This is a genomic window from Leifsonia sp. NPDC058230 (assembly GCF_042882245.1).
Taxonomy (GTDB): domain Bacteria; phylum Actinomycetota; class Actinomycetes; order Actinomycetales; family Microbacteriaceae; genus Leifsonia.
On record NZ_JBHVWM010000002.1, the window covers coordinates 324,990 to 341,992 of the forward strand.

Sequence of the window (17,003 nt, forward strand, 5' to 3'; positions counted from 1 at the left end):
CAGCTAGCCGAGGTCGGGCAGCGTGATGGCGCGGCTCGTCGGCGGTTGCTGCCGCAGACGCTCGAGGGCCGGGATCAGCTCGCCGACCCAGGCACGGTAGCCGTCTTGGTTGAGGTGCAGACGATCCTCGCTGAAGACCGGGTTCAGTTCGCCGTCGTCGAGGGCGAGGGCCGGCCAGAGGTCGAGCCACTGCGCGTGCACGGTGGGCGAGAACTGCCACAGGTGGCGATTGATGTCCCGGATCTGCTCGGCGAACTCGTGACCGCGTGGGAGCACGGACTGCTGCAGGATGCGAGCCTCCGGCAACTCCCGCCGCAGCGTGACGAGAATGGTCTCCACGTTGCGCACGACATGCTCGACGGAGCGCCGCCAGGCCAGATCGTTCGTGCCGATGAGCACCGCCACGATCGCCGGCTCGGAATTGATCACATCCCCGAGCCGAGCGATCACGTCATCGGTCGTGTCCCCACCGACGCCGAAGTTGTAGATGGTCTCCCCCGGTAGCCACGCCTGCCAGTCTCCGCCCTGCACGAGACTGTCTCCGACGAGAGCCGTCGGTGCCAGATCCGACATCGCACCTCCCAAAGTCCTCACCCCATCCTCCCCCGGGATGCCCGGCGGCGCCACCCGCAGACCCCGCGTGGCGCTCCGGACCCCCGGCGGGGCGGCGTCAGATGAGCGACTTCGTGTGCCAGACGGTCTTCGTCTCGGTGAAGAACGCGATCCGGTCGAGCGAGGGTGCCGCCGCGTCCGGGCCGTTCTCGGGCGTCAGCACGCGCTTGAGCGTGTCCGCGGCCGCGATCTGGAGGTCGACCCACTCGAGGTCGCCGGCGCCGACGAGGTCGAGCGCGTTGACGTCGGCGTGCGAGGCGAGCCACGGCGCGATCTCTGCGGGCGAACCCGTCAGGATGTTGACCACGCCACCCGGGACATCGCTCGTCGCGAGCACCTCGCTGAGGCTGATCGCGGAGAGCGGGAACCGCTCGCTGGCCACCACCACCACGGTGTTGCCCGCCACGAGGGCCGGAGCCACCGCGCTCACGAATCCGAGCAGGCTGTCGCCCTGCGGCGCGATGATCGCGACGACACCGGTCGGCTCGGGCACCGAGATGTTGAAGTACGGTCCGGCGACCGGGTTGGCATTGCCGGCGACCTGCGCGAATTTGTCCGTCCATCCGGCGTACCAGACCCAGCGGTCGATCGCCTCGTCCACCTGGGCGCCGGCGACGGCTGCGGAGACGCCCTCGGCCTGCACGATCTCGTCGACGAACTGAGCGCGACGCCCCTCCAGCAGCTCGGCGATGCGGTAGAGCACCTGGCCGCGGTTGTATGCGGTCGCACCCGCCCATCCGCTGAGCGCGGCGCGCGCCGCCACGACGGCGTCTCGGGCGTCCTTGCGGGATCCTTTGGCCGCGTTCGCCAGGAAGGCGCCCCTGGCCGAGACGACCTCGTAGGTACGACCCGATTCGCTGCGCGGGAACTTGCCGCCGATGTACAGCTTGTAGGTCTTCGGCACGGTCAGGCGGCTCATTTCGTGGCTCCCTTGCGGGTCTTGGTGGCTGACGGGGATGCGCCGCGCAGCGCGGCAGGAAGCTCGCGCCCGGGCTTCAGGTACGCCGCGAGCCCGTGACGGCCTCCCTCGCGCCCGTATCCGGACTCCTTGTACCCGCCGAACGGGCTGGAGGGGTCGAAGCGGTTGAACGTGTTCGCCCAGACGACGCCGGCGCGAAGCTGGTCGGCGACAGCCAGGATGCGGCTCCCCTTGTCCGACCAGATGCCGGCCGACAGCCCGTACGGCGTGTTGTTCGCCTTGGCGATCGCCTCGGCCGGCGTGCGGAACGTCAGCACCGAGAGCACCGGACCGAAGATCTCCTCACGGGCGATGCGGTGACTGGTGGAGACGTTGTCGAAGATGGTCGGCGCGAACCAGAACCCGTTCTCGGGGATCTCGCAGTCCGCCGTCCAGCGCTCGGCGCCCTCGGCCTCGCCGATGTCGGAGAGCTCCCGGATGCGCTGCAGCTGCTCGGCGCTGTTGATCGCGCCGATGTCGGTGTTCTTGTCGAGCGGATCGCCGAGGCGCAGCGTCGACAGGCGCGTCTTCAGCCGGTCGACGACCTCGTCGTGGATGCTCTCCTGCACGAGCAGGCGCGACCCGGCACAGCAGACGTGGCCCTGGTTGAAGAAGATGCCGTTGACGATCCCCTCGACGGCCTGGTCGATGGGAGCGTCGTCGAACACGATGTTCGCGGCCTTGCCGCCGAGCTCGAGAGTCAGCTTCTTGTCGGTTCCGGCCACGGCACGAGCGATCTCGCGTCCGACAGCGGTGGAACCGGTGAACGCGACCTTGTTCACGTCGGGGTGGTTCACCAGGTCGCGACCGGTCTCACCGGCACCGGTGACGATGTTCACGACACCGGCGGGCACGCCGGCCTGCTGCACGATCTCGGCGAACAGCAGCGCCGTGAGCGGTGTGGTCTCCGCGGGCTTCAGCACCACCGTGTTGCCGGCGGCGAGGGCGGGCGCGATCTTCCACGCCAGCATCAGCAGCGGGAAGTTCCACGGGATGACCTGCGCGGCGACGCCGAGCGCACGGGGCGCCGGGCCGAGACCTGCGTGGTCGAGCTTGTCCGCCCATCCGGCGTAGTAGAAGAACCAGGCGGCGACGAGGGGCACGTCGACGTCGCGGCTCTCCTTGATCGGCTTGCCGTTGTCGAGGCTCTCGGCCACGGCGAGCTCACGGGCGCGCTCCTGGACCAGCCGCGCGATGCGGAACAGGTACTTGCCGCGATCGCTGCCGCTCATCCGGGACCAGGTGCGCTCGTAGGCGCGGCGGGCGGCCGCCACAGCCTTGTCGACGTCGGCCGTGTTCGCGGTCGCGATGGTCGCGATGCGCTCCTCGCTGGCCGGCGAGATGGTCTGGAAGGGGGTGCCGTTGCCGTCGACGAACTCGCCGTCGATGAACAGGCCGTACTGGTCGCGCAGGTTCAGGATCGACCGCGACTCGGGGGCCGGTGCGTATTCGAGAAAACTCATCTGTCTGTGCCTTCGGTTAGTCGATCGTGACGTAGTCGGCGCCGGAGTAGTGTCCGGTCTTCAGCTTCTGGCGCTGCAGGAGCACGTCGTTCAGCAGGCTCGAGGCGCCGAACCGGAACAGGTGCGGCTGCAGCCACTGCTCGCCCGCGGTCTCGGCGACCGTGACGAGGTACTTGATGGCGTCCTTCGACGAGCGGATGCCACCGGCCGGCTTCACACCGATCTCCTCGCCCGTGAGCTTGTGCCAGTCGCGCACGACCTCGAGCATCAGCAGCGTGACCGGGAGGGTCGCGGCGGGCGACACCTTGCCGGTCGAGGTCTTGATGAAGTCGCCGCCGGCGAGGATGGCGAGCCAGGATGCCCTGCGCACGTTGTCGTACGTGTTCAGCTCCCCGGTCTCGAGGATGACCTTGAGATGCGCGTAGCTGCCGTCCGCGCGGCGGCAGGCCTCCTTCACGGCCACGATCTCGTCGAACACGAGTCCGAAGCGGCCGGAGAGGAAGGCACCGCGGTCGATGACCATGTCGATCTCGTCGGCCCCCGCGGCCACCGCATCCGCCGTGTCCGCCAGTTTGACGGCGAGGGATGCGCGGCCGCTCGGGAACGCGGTGGCGACTGCGGCGACGTTCACGCCGCCCGGCGTCGTGCCCGCGTGCGCTGCGCCGAGCGCCTGCACCGCGTACGGGACCATGTCGCCGTACACGCAGACGGCCGCGGGACGCGGGGTCGTGAGGTCGCTGGGGTCGGGCGTGAGCGCCTTGGCGACGAGCGACCGCACCTTGCCGGGCGTGTCGGCACCCTCGAGCGTGGTCAGGTCGATGAGCTCGATGATCTTGTCGAGCGCCCACGCCTTGCTGGTGGTCTTGATCGAGCGCGTGCCGAGGCCCGCCGCCCGCTGCTCGAGGCCGACGGCGTCGACTCCGGGGATGCCGTTCAGGTACCGGCGCAGGCTGGCCTCCGTGAGGTCGCCCCCCAGTACTTCCACTGCCCGGGCCGCCGGTGCGAGGGTTCGCACGGGCGGCGTCGTTTCGATGGTCACGTCACTCCTTCACGGTGTTGTCTCGGTGACTGGATAGTCTCGGTGCGCAGGCTGGCTGCGGCCGAGGAGATGGTTCGCCGTCGCTTCGTCGGTGATGAGGGTGGTGCAGAGCCCACTCGACACCACGGCGTGCGCCACACGATGCTTCGTCGCCCCGGCGATCACGGCGATGCTGGCGCGGGCCGCGCGCAGTTCGTCGAGGGAGATGCCGAGCGTCCGGTTGTCGAGCTCCTCGTCGGCGACCTGACCGCTCTCGGTGATGAACCGGCCGACCACGTCGCCGACCGCGCCCTTGGCGGCGAGGCTGGCCACGTCATCCGGTGTCAGATAGCCGCTGTCGACGTGGACCGAGCTGTCGTCGACCACGCCGGCGCTGAAGAGGTAGGCGGACGCGTTGCGCGCGAGTTCGAGCACGCTCTGCACCGAACGGTCGGCCTCGATCGCGCGTCGCGTCGCGGCCTGCTCGAAGATCGCCGGGCTCGGGAGCAGTGTCGCGGTGCCCTGCGCCTTGCGGGCGATGACGACGGCGGTATCGGCCGCGGCGGTCGCCTGGCGGGTGCTGGAGACGCTTCCGTTGATCTGCACTGGATTCACGCCGACGGCCCAGCCCGGACGGAGTCGGGCAGCCACGGCGTGGAGGGTGCGGCCCCAGCTGACGCCGAGCGTGCGGGGAACGGGGCGGTACGTGGTGAGGTAGTCGGCGGCGGCCTGCGCGACGCGGCCTTGCACATCCGATTCGCTGTCGGTGGCGGGCACCACGACGGCATCGGCCAGGTCGTAGAAGCCGCAGAGCTCGCGCTCCAGGGAGAATCGGCGTGCGCTCGGATGCACGATCTCGATGCGCACGAAACCGTTCTCGCGCGCTGCGACCAGCAGCCTGCCGACCTTCCAGCGGCTCACGCTGAGGGCCAGGCCTATCTCGTCTTGCGTCTTGCCCGCCTCGTAATAGAGTTCTGCGGCTTTGACGGCGAGGATCTCATCAGTGTCGTTCAGGGCCACTCCTCCAGCTTAGGAAGCTCCACGCGGTTGAGCAACGTGTGAGCGTCGGTCGCTCATATGAGCAGTGCTGGATTCGTTTAGGGTAAAGGTCGTGCCCACTCCCCTCGCTGTCGCCGTCGATTTCGGCGGAACCAAGGTCGAAGCCGCCCTCGTCGATCACGACGGCCGCCTCGTCGAAGGCTCCCGCTTCCGCCAGCCCACCGGTCGCACCGCGACCATCGCCGAGCTCGAGACATCGGTCGGCGGCGTCGTCCGCGACGCCATCGCGGCCCTGCCCGACGGGGCCGAACTGGTCGGTCTCGGCATCGGATGCGCGGGTCCGATCGACCGCATCCGGGGCCTCGTCTCCCCACTCAACGTGCCGCACTGGCGCGACTACCCGCTGCGGGACTTCATCGCGAGCGTCGTGGCGGACAGCGGACTCGACATTCCGGTGACCCTGGAGATGGACGGAGTCGCGATCACACTCGCCGAGCACTGGGTCGGTGCGGCGCAGGGTGTGGACAACGTGATGGGCATGGTCGTATCGACCGGAATCGGCGGCGGGCTCATCGTCGGTGGCCGGGTGATCACCGGTCCGACGGGCAACGCCGGGCACATCGGCCACATCGAGGTCGGCGACATCGTCGGCGAGAACACGTTCGGCAACCCGAGCGCACTGGAGGCCATCGCATCCGGGCCCCACACCGTCGCCTGGGCGCGCCACCAGGGCTTCACCGGCACGACGGGCGAGGAGCTCGCCGCCGCGTACGCTGCGGACGACGAGATCGCCCGCCGCGCCATCGCGCGCACGGGCGAGGCCGTCGGACGGGCCATCGCGTCGGCCACGGCGCTGCTCGACCTCGAGCTGGTCGCCATCGGCGGAGGGTTCTCGCACGCGACGCCAGATCTCTTCGACCGCATGCGCGAGGTCATCGCCGACCACTACTTCCCGTACGTGCGCAAGGTGCGCATCGTACCGAGCGCGCTCTCCTCCGAGGGTCCCCTCATCGGCGCCGCCGCTCTCATCCACCGCGCCCACCTGCTCCCCTGAGCACCCGAGTCCACGAATTGTTCGTGGACTCGGCGTTTTTCGGGCGAATTCGTGCGTACTCGGCGGCTCGGCGGGGCCGCGGGAGCGCGGACAGCGGTCAGCGGAACGAGTCTTCGAGGAGGCGCGGGCGCGCGACGACGGCGCCGGCAGCTGCCGCGGCCACGGCGGTGGCGGTGAGCACGATGAGAGCAGCAGTCCAGCCGCCCGTCAGCTGGTGCAGCACTCCGACTGCAAGCGGGCCGAGGGCGCCGAGGGTGTAGCCGAGGCCCTGAGTGAACCCGCTGAGCGCGACCGATCCCTGGTGCGTTCGCGTGCGCAGGTTGATGAGCACCAGGCAAAGCGGGAAGAGCAGCGGTCCGAGGCCGGCGAAGACCACCCACAGCCAGGTCGCGGTCGCCGGCACGAGGATGAGCCCCAGGTAGCCGATCACGAAGCACGCGACCCCGAGATAGATGAGCCACCCGACGTTCTTCATCCGGGAGGTGAGCACGGGGATGAGCAGCCCGGCAGGGATCCCCATCGCGGCGTACAACGACAGCAGCAGGCCGCCCTGCGCCTGCGTCGTCCCCGCGACGTCCTGGAGGATCTCGGGCAGCCACGCGAACATCGCGTACGCGTTGAGCGACGACGCCGCGAACACGATGCCGAGGGACCACGCGAGGGATGTGCGCCACACGCGTCCCAGCACCGCAGGCTCGGCCTCCTCGACCTCGACGTCGTGATCCGGATGCGCGGGCCGATGGCTGACGAGGATGCGCAGCCACGGCAGGATCGCCACCAGGCTCACGACCGCCCACATCCCCACCGAGACGTGCCAGCTGGTGGCGTCGGCGACCGGCACCGCGACGAGCGGCGGGAGCAGCGTGCTCACCGACATGATCGTCGCGTACAGCGAGGTCACCAGTCCGATGCGGTCGGGGAAGTACCGCTTCACCAGCGGCGGCAGCAGCACGTTGCCGACGCCCATGCCCGCGAACGTGATCGCCGAGCCGATGGCGAGCACCGCGAATGACCCGGCCGTCGCCCTCAGCAGGTGCCCGGCGAGCATCACGACGAGCGCGACGACCATCACGGCCTCGAGGCTCGCGCGGCGGGTGAACGCGGGCGCGACGATCCCGAAGACCGCGAAACAGACCGGGGGCAGCATCCCGAGCAGCCCGACGCCGACACTGGAGACGTCGAAGTCGGTGCGGATCTCGGCGAAGATCGGCGAGAGCGCTGCGACCGCGGTGCGCAGATTGGCGGCGACGAGGAGAATGCCGAGCAGGGCGATGGTTCGACCACGCCAGAGTGGACGTGGCGTGGAATGTGGCATTACTCGACCTTATCGCGCGGGCGGAGCCGCCCCGGACGAGTCCGGTCAGTCGGCGTCGGCAGCGAGGACGCGCCGCGCCTCGGCCACATCGTCGGCGATCTGCGCGATCAGCGGCTCGATGCCCGAGTACGCCACCATGCCCCGGATGCGCTCGACGAACGCGATCTCCACGTGGTGGTCGTAGAGGTCGAGCTCGCGATCGAGCACATACGCTTCGACCTGCTTCTGCGGCACACCTTCGAACGTCGGGTTGTTGCCGACCGAGATCGCCGCCGGGTACCGCTCGCCCGCATCCGTCAGCCAGCCGGCGTAGACGCCGTCGGCGGGGATGAGGCCCTCGGACTCCGGTGACAGGTTCGCCGTCGGGAAGCCGAGCTCCCGCCCGCGCTTGGCGCCGTGCACCACGACGCCACGGAGCGTCGGCACGTGACCGAGCAGCTCGCCGGCGTGGCCGACGTCGCCCTCGGCCAGCAGCTCGCGGATCCAGGTCGACGAGACGCGGCGGCCGTGTTCCGGGCGTACATCGTCGATGAGGTGAACCGCGAACCCGTACTTCGCGCCGAGCTCGCGGAGCAGCTCGACGTTCCCTGCGCCTTTCGCGCCGAACCGGAAGTCGCTGCCGACCAGGACGGCTGCGGCGTGCAGCCGGTCGACCAGGATGCGCTTCACGAACTCCTCCGGATCCAGCGAAGCGAGCGCGCGGTCGAAAGCGATCATGAGTGTCGCCTCGACGCCCGTACCGGCGAGGAGGTCGAGCTTCTGCTCGATGCTGACGAGCGAGACCGGGCATTTCTCAGGCGCGAGCACTTCGAGCGGATTGCGGTCGAACGTGATCACCGTCGAGACGAGCCCGCGTTCAGCGGCCACTTCGCGGAGCCGCGCGATGACCGCGCGGTGCCCGGTGTGCACGCCGTCGAACTTTCCGATGGTGACGGCGCTCGGTCCGAATCCGTCCGGCACCTCGTCGAGGGAGCGGAAGGTCTTCACGACCGGTCCTCCGCGGCGGCGCGGGGCCGGTGCGTGCGCAGCCAGAGCAGGCCGAGGATCGGCAGGGCGAGCGGGATGAAGAGGTACCCCATGCCGTAGACCGACCACACCGTCGCGTCGCGGCCGAACGGATCGATGTCGTGCAACCCCAGCACAGCGGGCGCGAACAGGCTCAGCGAGCCGATGACGAGCACGCCGACGAGCTCGAAGGTGATGGTGATCCACGCCACGCGGAACCAGACGCGACCGGGCGCGATGAGCGCGACGGTCGCCACGATGTAGACGACGGCCGCGACGGCAGACAGCGAGAACGCGACGGGGGCCTCGCTGAACCGGTCGATGATCTGGAACACGCTGCGACCGGTGGCCGCGAGTGCGAGCACGCCGTAGACGAAGACGAGGATCCGCCCGATGCCGGTCATCCTGCGCTTGGGTTCGGGGCTGGTGCCGTGCTCCCGCGCGGACATGGTGTGGTGTGACATCGCAGATTATTCTATTCGCGAGTTGCTGGTCAAACGCCCTGCACGAACCAGATCTGGCCCATCCGGTAGACCATCACGGCGATCGCCAGACAGACGCCGCCGAGGATGATCGTGCTCCAGCGGTTCCGCTCGATCAGCGCCCAGAACGCGCCGGCGATGGGGAGGATGAGTGCCGAGATCAGGTAGATGTAGAACTCCGCGAGGCTGCCGGAGGGCTGGTTGCCGACCGCGGGCGCGACGATGGCCACCACGAGCTGCGCGATGAGCAGCAGCTCCACGAGCGCGACCGCGCCCATGCTGAGGTCGCCGGGCAGCTTCTTGGCGAGGCCGAGGACGATGCAGAGCACGCCGGCGGCGCAGGCGACGATCACCTGGACCGTCGTGAACCACTCGATCATGCGGTCGCGATCTCGTCAGACGGGAAGTTCACGAGGGTTCTGGCTTCCTTTCCACGGAACTCGATGAGCCCCACAAGATGGCCGGTGGGCGCGATGGCCGCCACGGGCACACCGCTTCCATTCTGCCTGTCCGGAACGTGGATGGGTTTCCCGTGCGTGAGATCGATCGCCTGCTGCTCGCTCAGCTCGAACCGTTCGAACAGGATGGACGCGGCGTCGGCGGCCGGGACGAGCCGCGACGCGACGTCCAGGCCCTCGATCGGACGCGCATCCTCGACCCGGAACGGGCCGACCCTCGTGCGCCTGAGCGCGGTGAGGTGGCCTCCCACTCCGACCGCCGAGCCGAGGTCGCGGGCGAGCGAGCGGATGTAGGTTCCCGATGAGCAGACGACCCGCACATCCACGTCGACCGACTCCGACGTACGCCGCAGGTCGAGCACGTCGAACTCCGAGATCGTCACCGGGCGCGCCTCGAGCACGACCTGCTCGCCGGCACGGACGCGCGCGTAGGCGCGCTTGCCGTCGACTTTGATCGCGCTCACCGAGCTCGGAATCTGCTCGATCTCTCCCGTGAGGTCGTCGATCGCCGCGTGGATCGAGGCCTCCGTGAGCGCAGCGACGGATGCGGCGGGCGCTCGCTCGATCGTCTCGCCCTCGGCGTCGTCGGTAGTGGTCGATGAGCCGAGCCGGATGGTCGCCAGGTACTCCTTGTCGGTGCCGACGATGTAGGTGAGCAGCCGGGTCGACGAGTTGAGCCCGAGGATGAGCAGCCCTGTCGCCATCGGATCGAGCGTTCCCGCGTGCCCCACTTTGCGCGTGCCGGCCAGGCGCCGCGTGCGCGCGACGACGTCGTGGCTCGTCCAGCCTCCGGGTTTGTCGACCAGCAGGATGCCGCTCCCGGTCATGCGCTCTTCTCGCCGACCACGTCGAGCACCAGCTGCAGCTTGGTCTGGAACGTGCATTCGAGGAGTTCGGTCGACGCTTCGTCGAGGCCGTACTGCTCGGGGAGCCGGAGCCCGAGGAGCGTGTTCAGGAGCATCCCCTCGGCCAGGAAGCTGCGGACCATCTGCGGTTCGAAGCCGGCCTCGTCGCGGAGCAGCGTGTAGATCGTCATGAAGCCCTCACGCGCCTTCGCGCCGATCACCGGGTCGTGGCCCATGCTGAACGCCTGCATCAGGGAGAGCAGGATGCCGCGGTCCTCGACGAGGTTCACGTATGCGAGTCCTAGCAGCCGGCCCAACTGGTCTGCGGGCGATCCGTCGGCCTTCCAGCCGTCGATCGTCTGCTGGAACGCGACCAGCAGCTTGTCCAGTGCGCGCCCGAGCACCTCGACGAACAGGTTCTCCTTCGTGCCGAACATGCGCACGACGTAGGGCTGGCTGATTCCGGCCGCCTTGGCGATCTGGTCGGTCGTGGCGCCGAAGTATCCGCGCTCCCCGAAGACCAGGCTGGCGGCGGCGAGGATCTGCTCGCGTCGCGCTTCGGCGGGAATCCGTTCACTGATCTTCTCGGTCACGCTTGACAGGTTATCAGTTGATTACTAATGTCACCTCTTGTAATCATCCGATAACAACGAGAGGACGGGGTCCATGACCTCCACCACCCGACGGATCCCCGTCTGGCTCGCGATCGTCGCCGCATCCCTGCCGATGTTCATGGCCACCCTCGACAATCTGGTCGTTACCAGCGCGCTGCCGGTGATCTCCACCGACCTGGGCGCCTCGATCGAAGAACTGCAGTGGGTCGTCAACGCGTACACCCTCAGCTTCGCCGCCTTCATGCTCATGGCCGTCGCCATCGGCGACCGGTTCGGCCGCCGCACGGTGTTCCTCGCCGGCATCACGATCTTCACGCTCGCCTCCGCGGCCAGTGCGCTGGCGACCGAGCCGTGGATGCTCATCCTCGCCCGAGCCGTGCAGGGTGTCGGCGCTGCGGCCCTGATGCCGCTCTCGCTCACTCTGCTCGCCGGGAGCGTCAGCGAGAGGCTGCGCCCTGCCGCGATCGGCATCTGGGGCGGCGTCGCCGGCCTCGGAGTCGCGACCGGTCCCCTGATCGGCGGCGCGGTGGTGCAGGGCTGGAACTGGCAGGCCATCTTCTGGCTGAATGTTCCGCTCGGCGTCATCGCGGTGCCCCTGGTGCTCGCCGCCCTCCCGAACAGCTTCGGAGCGCGGGTGCGGGCCGACGTCGTCGGCTTGCTCCTGGCCGGTCTGGGCGTGCTCGGACTGGTCTTCGGGATCGTGCGAGGCAACCCTGCAGGCTGGGACAGCTTCGAGGTCCTCGCCTCCCTGGTCGCCGGCGCCGTGCTGCTCGTGGCATTCGTGGTCTGGGAGCAGCGCACGCCTGCTCCGCTCCTCCCGCTCCGGCTCTTCCGCGACCGCAGCTTCACCGCCGCCAACCTCGTCGGCGTCACCTTCAGCTTCGGGATCTTCGGGGCCGTCTTCATCCTCATCCAGTTCCTCCAGGTGGTCCAAGGGCACACCCCGCTCGAAGCCGGCGTCATGACGATGCCGTGGACGCTGGCGCCGATGGTGATCGCTCCGCTCACCGGCCTGTTGTCGCCGCGCACGGGCACACGGTTGCCCATCCTGCTCGGACTCGTGCTGCTCACGGTCTCGATGGCGTGGATAGCGCTCACCCTGTCGGCGACGGAGGCGTACTCGAGCATGTGGCCGCCGTTCCTGCTCGCCGGCATCGGGATGGGGCTGGTCTTCGCTCCGAGTTCGACCGCCGTCCTCGCCAACATGAAGCCGGCCGACCACGCCAAGGCGTCGGGCACGAACTCCACTCTCCGCGAGATCGGCGTCGCCCTCGGGATCGCCGTGCTCACCGCGGTCTTCACCGGCGCAGGCGGCACGCTCACACCGACCGGCTACGTCGACGCCGCCATCCCCGCCGTCTGGGTCGCCGCCGGTGTGCTGGCGCTCGCCGCGGTTATCTCGCTCGCACTGCCCTCCGGTATCCGCCGGGCCGGGCGGGCCGAGGGCCACGACGCCGCCACAGACCTCGCCGAGTCCACTGCGGCCGAGGGGTCCGCCGATGCAGGAGCGCTCGTCGAAGGGGCCGTACAGGCCCGCTGACGGTCCGATCCGCCCCGATCACCCCCTACGCTGAAGAGATGCGAATCGGGGTGATCGGGGCGGGAGCCATCGGAGGCACCATCGCCGCTCTGCTCGACCGCGTCGGCCACCTGGTCGAAGTCACCGCCCGCGGCGAGCATCTCGAGAAGATCCGCTCCTCCGGTCTGCGCCTCTCCGGGGCGTGGGGCGATCACGTCGCCAGAGTCGAAGCCGCCGAGACGCTCCACAGCCGGCCCGAACTGGTCTTCGTCTGCACCAAGGCCCAGGACGCGGCCGCCGCGATCCGCGAGAACCGCGCTCAGCTCGCCGGCATCCCCGTCGTGATCGTGCAGAACGGCCTCGCCGGTCTCGATCAGGCCCGCACGCTCCTCCCCGACTCCGACTGCGTCGGTGCGCTCGCCCTCTACGCGGCGAGCTACCTCTCCCCGGGTTCCGTCACCGTCACGACCGCGGCGACGACGTACCTCGGCGCCGGCAGCGGAGAGCCGCCTGAGGCGGCGGTGTTCGCCACGCGCATCCTCGACGCCGCCATGCCCGCCGTCGCCGTCGAGAACTTCTCGGGCAGCCAATGGACCAAGCTCATCGTCAACCAGATCAACGCCATGCCCGCGATCACCGGACTGAGCGCCCAGGACACGCTCGGCGACCAACGGTTGCGCCACATCATCACGGCGAGCATGCGCGAGGCCACGCGGGTCGGGTTCGAGGCGGGTGTGCGCTACGGGAGCATCCAAGGGCTGACCAACACGCTGCTGCGGTTCGTCGCGTCGGCCCCCTTGTGGGCTGCCCAGCTCGTGCCGCTCATGATGCGACGCCGGATGGGCGACACCCCGAACCCCGGATCGACGCTGCAGAGCATCCGTCGCGGGCAGCCGACCGAGATCGACTACCTCAACGGGGCCATCGTTGACGAGGCCGGCCAGCTCGGAACGACTGCGCCGATCAACGCGGCGCTCGCCGAGCTCGTGCACGAGGTCGAGCGCACGCGCCGCTTTCTGCCGGCGGAGACGGTCGTCGAACGGATGCGAGCGCTGATCTGATCAGCAGCTGTCGGCGAAGACGCGCTTCGGTCGCTCCGGGTCGGCATTGTCGACGACGGCGCTTGCCCAGGGCCGCGGATTCGCCTCGGCGTAGTAGAGCTCCTGGCCCTCGCGGTAGCGCGCGTTCGACAGCGCATCCGGATCCGGGTCGACACCGTCGCGTGCCGCGAGCCTGGCGTACGCCTCGTCCCACGGCACGTCGAGCAGCACGCTGAAGTTCCAGATGCCCACCAGCTCAGGACGCAGCAGGAACACGCCGTCGACGATCAGCACTGCGTCGGCGGGCGCGGTCTGCCAGCGGCTCTCGATCGGCGCATCCCGCCGCACGTCGAACGCGGCCGTCTGGAATCCGGTGCTCCCCGCCATCCGGAAGGGATCGATCAGCACCCGGCGAAACGTGCCGTAATCGAAGGAGTCCCGGTAGAAGCTCTCCGGAGATTCGCGCCCCTCCCGCCAGCGGTCGGCGCGAGGGCGGTGGAAGTCCTCCATCGAGGCCCGGTAGGCGTCGTGACCCGCTTCGCGGAACACAGCGGCGAGGTCGTCGGCGAACGCGGACTTGCCTGCGCCGTCGATCCCGTCGACCGCGACGATCGCACGGCCGCGCCCGTAATTGTGGGCGATCTCCCCCACCAGTTCGCGGAGGAACAGAACGCGGGGAGTCGGGGGAAGTTGCATGAGTCGAGCCTATGCTCAGCGGCGACGGACGGCATCCGTCGTGCCTTAGGCTCTCGGGTGACTCCCACCAGAAGGGCCCCGCGTGACGTTCGCCGCTGCCGTCGTCGATTGGTACCACGCCAACCGGCGCGATCTGCCCTGGCGCCGCGACGGGTTCACGGCGTGGGGAACGCTGGTGAGCGAGTTCATGCTGCAGCAGACGCCGGTGAGCCGGGTCATCCCGCGGCTCGAAGAGTGGTTGACGCAATGGCCGACGCCCGCCGACCTCGCGGCCGTACCGCCAGGAGAGGCCGTGCGCGCGTGGCAGTCGCTCGGCTATCCGCGCCGTGCACTCTGGCTGCACGCCTGCGCTGTCGCGATCACCGAGCGGCATGACGGGGTCGTTCCGGAAGACGTGGAGGCGCTGCTCGCGCTCCCCGGTATCGGCGATTACACCGCGCGGGCTGTCGCCGTTTTCGCCTACGGCGAGCGGCATCCGGTCGTCGACACGAACATCCGCCGGGTGATCGCACGCGCCGTCGACGGACAGGGTGAGCCGGGCCCGCCCTCCAAGCGCGACCTCGCGTCGATGGAGGCGCTCCTCCCCCACGATCGATCGGCCGCTGCCGCCTTCAACGCCGGCATGATGGAACTGGGCGCGCTCGTCTGCGTGGCCCGCGTACCCCGCTGCGACGTCTGCCCGGTGCGCGAGGCGTGCGCGTGGCGCCGTGCGGGTTATCCGCCGTACGACGGGCCACGCAAGGCAGTGCAGAAGAAGTACGAAGGATCCGACCGCCAGGTGCGCGGGCTCATCCTCGCCGAGTTGCGCGCCTCCCACGTCCCGGTGACCGATGCGGAGATCGAGCGGGTGTGGCCGGATGCGCGCCAGCGCGACCGCGCCGTGGCCGGTCTCCTGGCCGACGGCCTCGCCATCCGGACCCCGACCGGTTACGTGCTCCCCTGAGCGGGAGCGGCGTCAGCGCACGAATGCTTCGGTGAATCGCTCCACCAGGCGATTGCGCTGGGCGGGCGCCTTGCGCTTCTCGCGCAGAGCACGGACCTCGTCCCAGCCCGACCATGCGATCAGGTCCCGGCCGTCGACGGCATCGGTCCTGGTGAGGATGCTCTCGGGCACCTTCTGCGGGTCTGCTGCGGTCAGTTCCGGGAGCAATTCCTCGTACGCGTCGGCGAGGACCCGTGATGCCGGATCGGCTCCGAACACCACGACGACGCCGGTCGGGAACGTGTTCACGGGAACGACGACCAGATCGGGCCGCCGTGTGCGCAGGATGTCGATGACCTTGAAGACGTCACCGGCCCAGGAGTCGGTGTAGCGATCTCGCGCCGCCTCGTCCACGATCCGCGGAAGCATGTCGTCGAGCACGATGACGGAGGCCTGCCCCGCGAGTTTCTCGACGTTCACGAAATCACGGAAGGCGAACTCCGCCAGGTGCATCCCGTCGATGAAGGCCAGGTCGATGGGGGTGCCGGCGAGGAAGTCGGCCGCATCCTTGCCCGCGAAGAAGTCATCGCTGGTCGCCCGGGCGAGCAGTACGTCCCCCCGCACCGGGTTGGTGATCATGAACGACGGGTCGACGCCGATGGTCCTCGCGTGGGAGAGGGTCAGCGAGCGGCCGTCGTCGATGCCGATCTCGAGATAGGTCCGCGGCTGCAACGCTTCGTGAAGCCCCTTCAGGAGCTCGTGACGTGTGAGGCTGGATGCCGGAAAGCGGCCCTCGGGAACCGGGTACACCGGATACCCGCTCGGCGCGAGCTCGGGGCCAGGAGGGGTGACGGGCGCGGGGTCGAGGCGACGCGCGATCGAAAGACGCACGCGCTTCTCCGCGTCTACCAGACGGTCGACGCGGCCGTGGCCGAGAATCGGTTCGAGGCCCGACCTGACGACATTTCTCACAGTCATGGCACAACCCTATCGACTCGGGCAGGCCCGTTACGGCGCCACTCGACGTGCGACGCGTGTCCTAAGACCCGGCGAAGACGATCGGGTCCCAGTCGAGGATGCGCGACCCGAACACGAGGCCCTCCGTCCAGAACGGGTCGGACTCGCGGAACCGTTCGGCCGCCTCCCTGGACCGGAAGATCGCCATGGAACCCTGGGTGGCGGGATCGCCGAACGTGCCGATCATCAGCACGTCACCGCTCAGCGCGAACTCATCGAGATAGGCGCGATGGCGCGGATACGTGTCGATCAGCCTCTGGAACTGCTCGGGGGTCGCATCCGGATCGGAATCGTAGAACGAGACGGCGTACATGCCGTCAGGATACTGCCGCGGGTCAGCCCTCGCGTGCCTGCTTCTGGGCTTCCTCGGCCTCGTCTGCCTCGGCCTCGTCCTCATCGTCGTCGTCGCCGAATTCGCGCGGCTTCACGTAAGGATCCTCGTCGCCCGCGTACTGCGCGCCGGCAGCGAGACCGGCCACGTGCGTGTCCCGTTCCCGAGCCTCACGGAGCAGGTCCTCGATGTGCGCGGCGTTCTCCGGAATCGCGTCGAGAATGAACTCGAGCGACGGCGTCAGACGGGCGGTGATGTTCTTGCCCACCTCGCTGCGGAGCATCCCGGTCGCGGCCGCGAGTGCAGCTGCCGTGTCGGCACGCTCCTCATCGGTGCCGTAGACGGTGTAGAAGACCGACGCATGCTGGAGGTCGCCCGTCACCTGCACATCCGTGATCGTCACGAAACCCATACGCGGGTCTCGAACGCCGCGCTCGAGGCGCTTGGCGATGATCACCTTGATTCTGTCTGCGAGCTTTCTCGCGCGAGCCGGATCAGCCATGAACTGTCTTTCCTTTCGGGCAGGGTCGGCGGGGGGGGGGGCCCCCGGGGCCCCCCCCCCCACCCCCCCGGGGGGGGGCCCCCCACGCGGGGGGATGAGAAAGAGCCCCGCATGGTTTTTGGTTTTATTAGGAGGCGCCGAAACACGAAGAAA

19 protein-coding genes are annotated in these 17,003 nt (G+C 69.1%); 4 read left to right on the forward strand and 15 right to left on the reverse strand.

Annotated elements, in window-relative coordinates; all coding sequences use genetic code 11:
* Window positions 1-3 precede the first annotated feature (3 nt).
* The 5 genes from ACFVV0_RS07200 to ACFVV0_RS07220 all read right to left on the reverse strand — a co-directional run bounded on the left by ACFVV0_RS07200 (window position 4) and on the right by ACFVV0_RS07220 (window position 5,071).
* Entirely contained in the window at window positions 4-573 is a 570-nt protein-coding gene (locus ACFVV0_RS07200) for a GDSL-type esterase/lipase family protein (RefSeq protein WP_387060357.1), read from the reverse strand.
* A gap of 97 nt (window positions 574-670) precedes the next feature.
* Window positions 671-1,531, reverse strand: a complete 861-nt coding sequence (locus ACFVV0_RS07205) for an aldehyde dehydrogenase family protein (RefSeq protein ID WP_387060360.1) — start codon at window positions 1,529-1,531, stop codon at window positions 671-673.
* Window positions 1,528-3,033: an aldehyde dehydrogenase family protein gene (locus ACFVV0_RS07210; protein WP_387060363.1), complete on the reverse strand. Its 1,506-nt coding sequence runs from the start codon at window positions 3,031-3,033 to the stop codon at window positions 1,528-1,530. Before ACFVV0_RS07210 ends, ACFVV0_RS07205 begins: the two co-directional genes overlap by 4 nt.
* A gap of 16 nt (window positions 3,034-3,049) precedes the next feature.
* Complete coding sequence (gene deoC / locus ACFVV0_RS07215) at window positions 3,050-4,072, reverse strand: deoxyribose-phosphate aldolase (RefSeq protein ID WP_387060367.1); 1,023 nt, start codon at window positions 4,070-4,072, stop codon at window positions 3,050-3,052.
* A gap of 9 nt (window positions 4,073-4,081) precedes the next feature.
* The gene (locus tag ACFVV0_RS07220; RefSeq protein WP_387060369.1) at window positions 4,082-5,071 is read right to left on the reverse strand and encodes a sugar-binding transcriptional regulator; all 990 of its coding nucleotides are present in this window, start codon (window positions 5,069-5,071) and stop codon (window positions 4,082-4,084) included.
* A gap of 91 nt (window positions 5,072-5,162) precedes the next feature.
* On the opposite strand from ACFVV0_RS07220, the gene ACFVV0_RS07225 reads away from it, so the two are divergent.
* Window positions 5,163-6,104: an ROK family protein gene (locus ACFVV0_RS07225; RefSeq protein ID WP_387060373.1), complete on the forward strand. Its 942-nt coding sequence runs from the start codon at window positions 5,163-5,165 to the stop codon at window positions 6,102-6,104.
* A gap of 97 nt (window positions 6,105-6,201) precedes the next feature.
* Here the strand turns inward: ACFVV0_RS07225 and ACFVV0_RS07230 are convergent, their stop codons facing one another.
* The 6 genes from ACFVV0_RS07230 to ACFVV0_RS07255 are packed head-to-tail and all read right to left on the reverse strand — an operon-like array spanning window position 6,202 to window position 10,802.
* Entirely contained in the window at window positions 6,202-7,419 is a 1,218-nt protein-coding gene (locus ACFVV0_RS07230; protein ID WP_387060376.1) for a CynX/NimT family MFS transporter, read from the reverse strand.
* A gap of 45 nt (window positions 7,420-7,464) precedes the next feature.
* Window positions 7,465-8,406, reverse strand: coding sequence for a bifunctional riboflavin kinase/FAD synthetase (locus ACFVV0_RS07235; RefSeq protein WP_387060379.1), 942 nt, complete (start codon window positions 8,404-8,406; stop codon window positions 7,465-7,467).
* Window positions 8,403-8,888 carry a hypothetical protein gene (locus tag ACFVV0_RS07240; RefSeq protein ID WP_387060382.1) on the reverse strand — a complete coding sequence of 162 codons (486 nt, stop codon included), beginning with the start codon at window positions 8,886-8,888 and terminating at the stop codon, window positions 8,403-8,405. Before ACFVV0_RS07240 ends, ACFVV0_RS07235 begins: the two co-directional genes overlap by 4 nt.
* Before the next feature lie 29 nt (window positions 8,889-8,917).
* A complete protein-coding gene (locus tag ACFVV0_RS07245) occupies window positions 8,918-9,286 on the reverse strand; it encodes a hypothetical protein (RefSeq protein WP_387060384.1) in 369 nt (122 codons plus the stop codon).
* Complete coding sequence (gene truB / locus ACFVV0_RS07250) at window positions 9,283-10,191, reverse strand: tRNA pseudouridine(55) synthase TruB (RefSeq protein WP_387060387.1); 909 nt, start codon at window positions 10,189-10,191, stop codon at window positions 9,283-9,285. The genes ACFVV0_RS07245 and truB overlap by 4 nt, the downstream gene beginning before the upstream one ends.
* Window positions 10,188-10,802, reverse strand: coding sequence for a TetR/AcrR family transcriptional regulator (locus ACFVV0_RS07255; protein ID WP_387060390.1), 615 nt, complete (start codon window positions 10,800-10,802; stop codon window positions 10,188-10,190). The genes truB and ACFVV0_RS07255 overlap by 4 nt, the downstream gene beginning before the upstream one ends.
* Window positions 10,803-10,875: 73 nt before the next feature.
* Between ACFVV0_RS07255 and ACFVV0_RS07260 the strand changes: the two genes are divergently transcribed.
* Together ACFVV0_RS07260 and ACFVV0_RS07265 are read left to right on the forward strand one after the other, a co-directional pair.
* Window positions 10,876-12,363: an MFS transporter gene (locus tag ACFVV0_RS07260; RefSeq protein WP_387060392.1), complete on the forward strand. Its 1,488-nt coding sequence runs from the start codon at window positions 10,876-10,878 to the stop codon at window positions 12,361-12,363.
* Between the two features lie 38 nt (window positions 12,364-12,401).
* Entirely contained in the window at window positions 12,402-13,403 is a 1,002-nt protein-coding gene (locus ACFVV0_RS07265; RefSeq protein ID WP_387060395.1) for a ketopantoate reductase family protein, read from the forward strand.
* Here ACFVV0_RS07265 and ACFVV0_RS07270 read toward each other — a convergent pair whose 3' ends face one another.
* Window positions 13,404-14,078: a uridine kinase gene (locus ACFVV0_RS07270; protein ID WP_387060398.1), complete on the reverse strand. Its 675-nt coding sequence runs from the start codon at window positions 14,076-14,078 to the stop codon at window positions 13,404-13,406. It abuts the gene before it with no gap.
* A gap of 82 nt (window positions 14,079-14,160) precedes the next feature.
* On the opposite strand from ACFVV0_RS07270, the gene ACFVV0_RS07275 reads away from it, so the two are divergent.
* The gene (locus ACFVV0_RS07275) at window positions 14,161-15,021 is read left to right on the forward strand and encodes an A/G-specific adenine glycosylase (RefSeq protein ID WP_387060402.1); all 861 of its coding nucleotides are present in this window, start codon (window positions 14,161-14,163) and stop codon (window positions 15,019-15,021) included.
* 12 nt (window positions 15,022-15,033) lie between these two features.
* On the opposite strand, the gene ACFVV0_RS07280 is transcribed toward ACFVV0_RS07275, so the two are convergent.
* The 3 genes from ACFVV0_RS07280 to rbfA all read right to left on the reverse strand — a co-directional run bounded on the left by ACFVV0_RS07280 (window position 15,034) and on the right by rbfA (window position 16,850).
* Window positions 15,034-15,978, reverse strand: coding sequence for a class I SAM-dependent methyltransferase (locus tag ACFVV0_RS07280; RefSeq protein ID WP_387060405.1), 945 nt, complete (start codon window positions 15,976-15,978; stop codon window positions 15,034-15,036).
* Window positions 15,979-16,039: 61 nt separating this feature from the next.
* On the reverse strand, window positions 16,040-16,330 hold the full coding sequence (locus ACFVV0_RS07285) for a YciI family protein (protein WP_387060408.1): 291 nt from the start codon (window positions 16,328-16,330) through the stop codon (window positions 16,040-16,042).
* Between the two features lie 22 nt (window positions 16,331-16,352).
* Window positions 16,353-16,850, reverse strand: coding sequence for a 30S ribosome-binding factor RbfA (gene rbfA / locus ACFVV0_RS07290; protein ID WP_387060410.1), 498 nt, complete (start codon window positions 16,848-16,850; stop codon window positions 16,353-16,355).
* Between the last annotated feature and the right edge of the window lie 153 nt (window positions 16,851-17,003).

What these genes read in the sequence shown, in the direction of transcription:
- ACFVV0_RS07230 (WP_387060376.1), bottom strand. Translation starts at nt 7,419, where the DNA reads ATGCCACATTCCACGCCACGTCCACTCTGGCGTGGTCGAACCATCGCC.
- ACFVV0_RS07210 (WP_387060363.1), bottom strand. Translation starts at nt 3,033, where the DNA reads ATGAGTTTTCTCGAATACGCACCGGCCCCCGAGTCGCGGTCGATCCTG.
- ACFVV0_RS07205 (WP_387060360.1), bottom strand. Translation starts at nt 1,531, where the DNA reads ATGAGCCGCCTGACCGTGCCGAAGACCTACAAGCTGTACATCGGCGGC.
- ACFVV0_RS07265 (WP_387060395.1), top strand. Translation starts at nt 12,402, where the DNA reads ATGCGAATCGGGGTGATCGGGGCGGGAGCCATCGGAGGCACCATCGCC.
- ACFVV0_RS07260 (WP_387060392.1), top strand. Translation starts at nt 10,876, where the DNA reads ATGACCTCCACCACCCGACGGATCCCCGTCTGGCTCGCGATCGTCGCC.
- ACFVV0_RS07245 (WP_387060384.1), bottom strand. Translation starts at nt 9,286, where the DNA reads ATGATCGAGTGGTTCACGACGGTCCAGGTGATCGTCGCCTGCGCCGCC.
- truB (WP_387060387.1), bottom strand. Translation starts at nt 10,191, where the DNA reads ATGACCGGGAGCGGCATCCTGCTGGTCGACAAACCCGGAGGCTGGACG.
- rbfA (WP_387060410.1), bottom strand. Translation starts at nt 16,850, where the DNA reads ATGGCTGATCCGGCTCGCGCGAGAAAGCTCGCAGACAGAATCAAGGTG.
- ACFVV0_RS07270 (WP_387060398.1), bottom strand. Translation starts at nt 14,078, where the DNA reads ATGCAACTTCCCCCGACTCCCCGCGTTCTGTTCCTCCGCGAACTGGTG.
- ACFVV0_RS07200 (WP_387060357.1), bottom strand. Translation starts at nt 573, where the DNA reads ATGTCGGATCTGGCACCGACGGCTCTCGTCGGAGACAGTCTCGTGCAG.
- ACFVV0_RS07280 (WP_387060405.1), bottom strand. Translation starts at nt 15,978, where the DNA reads ATGACTGTGAGAAATGTCGTCAGGTCGGGCCTCGAACCGATTCTCGGC.
- ACFVV0_RS07240 (WP_387060382.1), bottom strand. Translation starts at nt 8,888, where the DNA reads ATGTCACACCACACCATGTCCGCGCGGGAGCACGGCACCAGCCCCGAA.
- ACFVV0_RS07285 (WP_387060408.1), bottom strand. Translation starts at nt 16,330, where the DNA reads ATGTACGCCGTCTCGTTCTACGATTCCGATCCGGATGCGACCCCCGAG.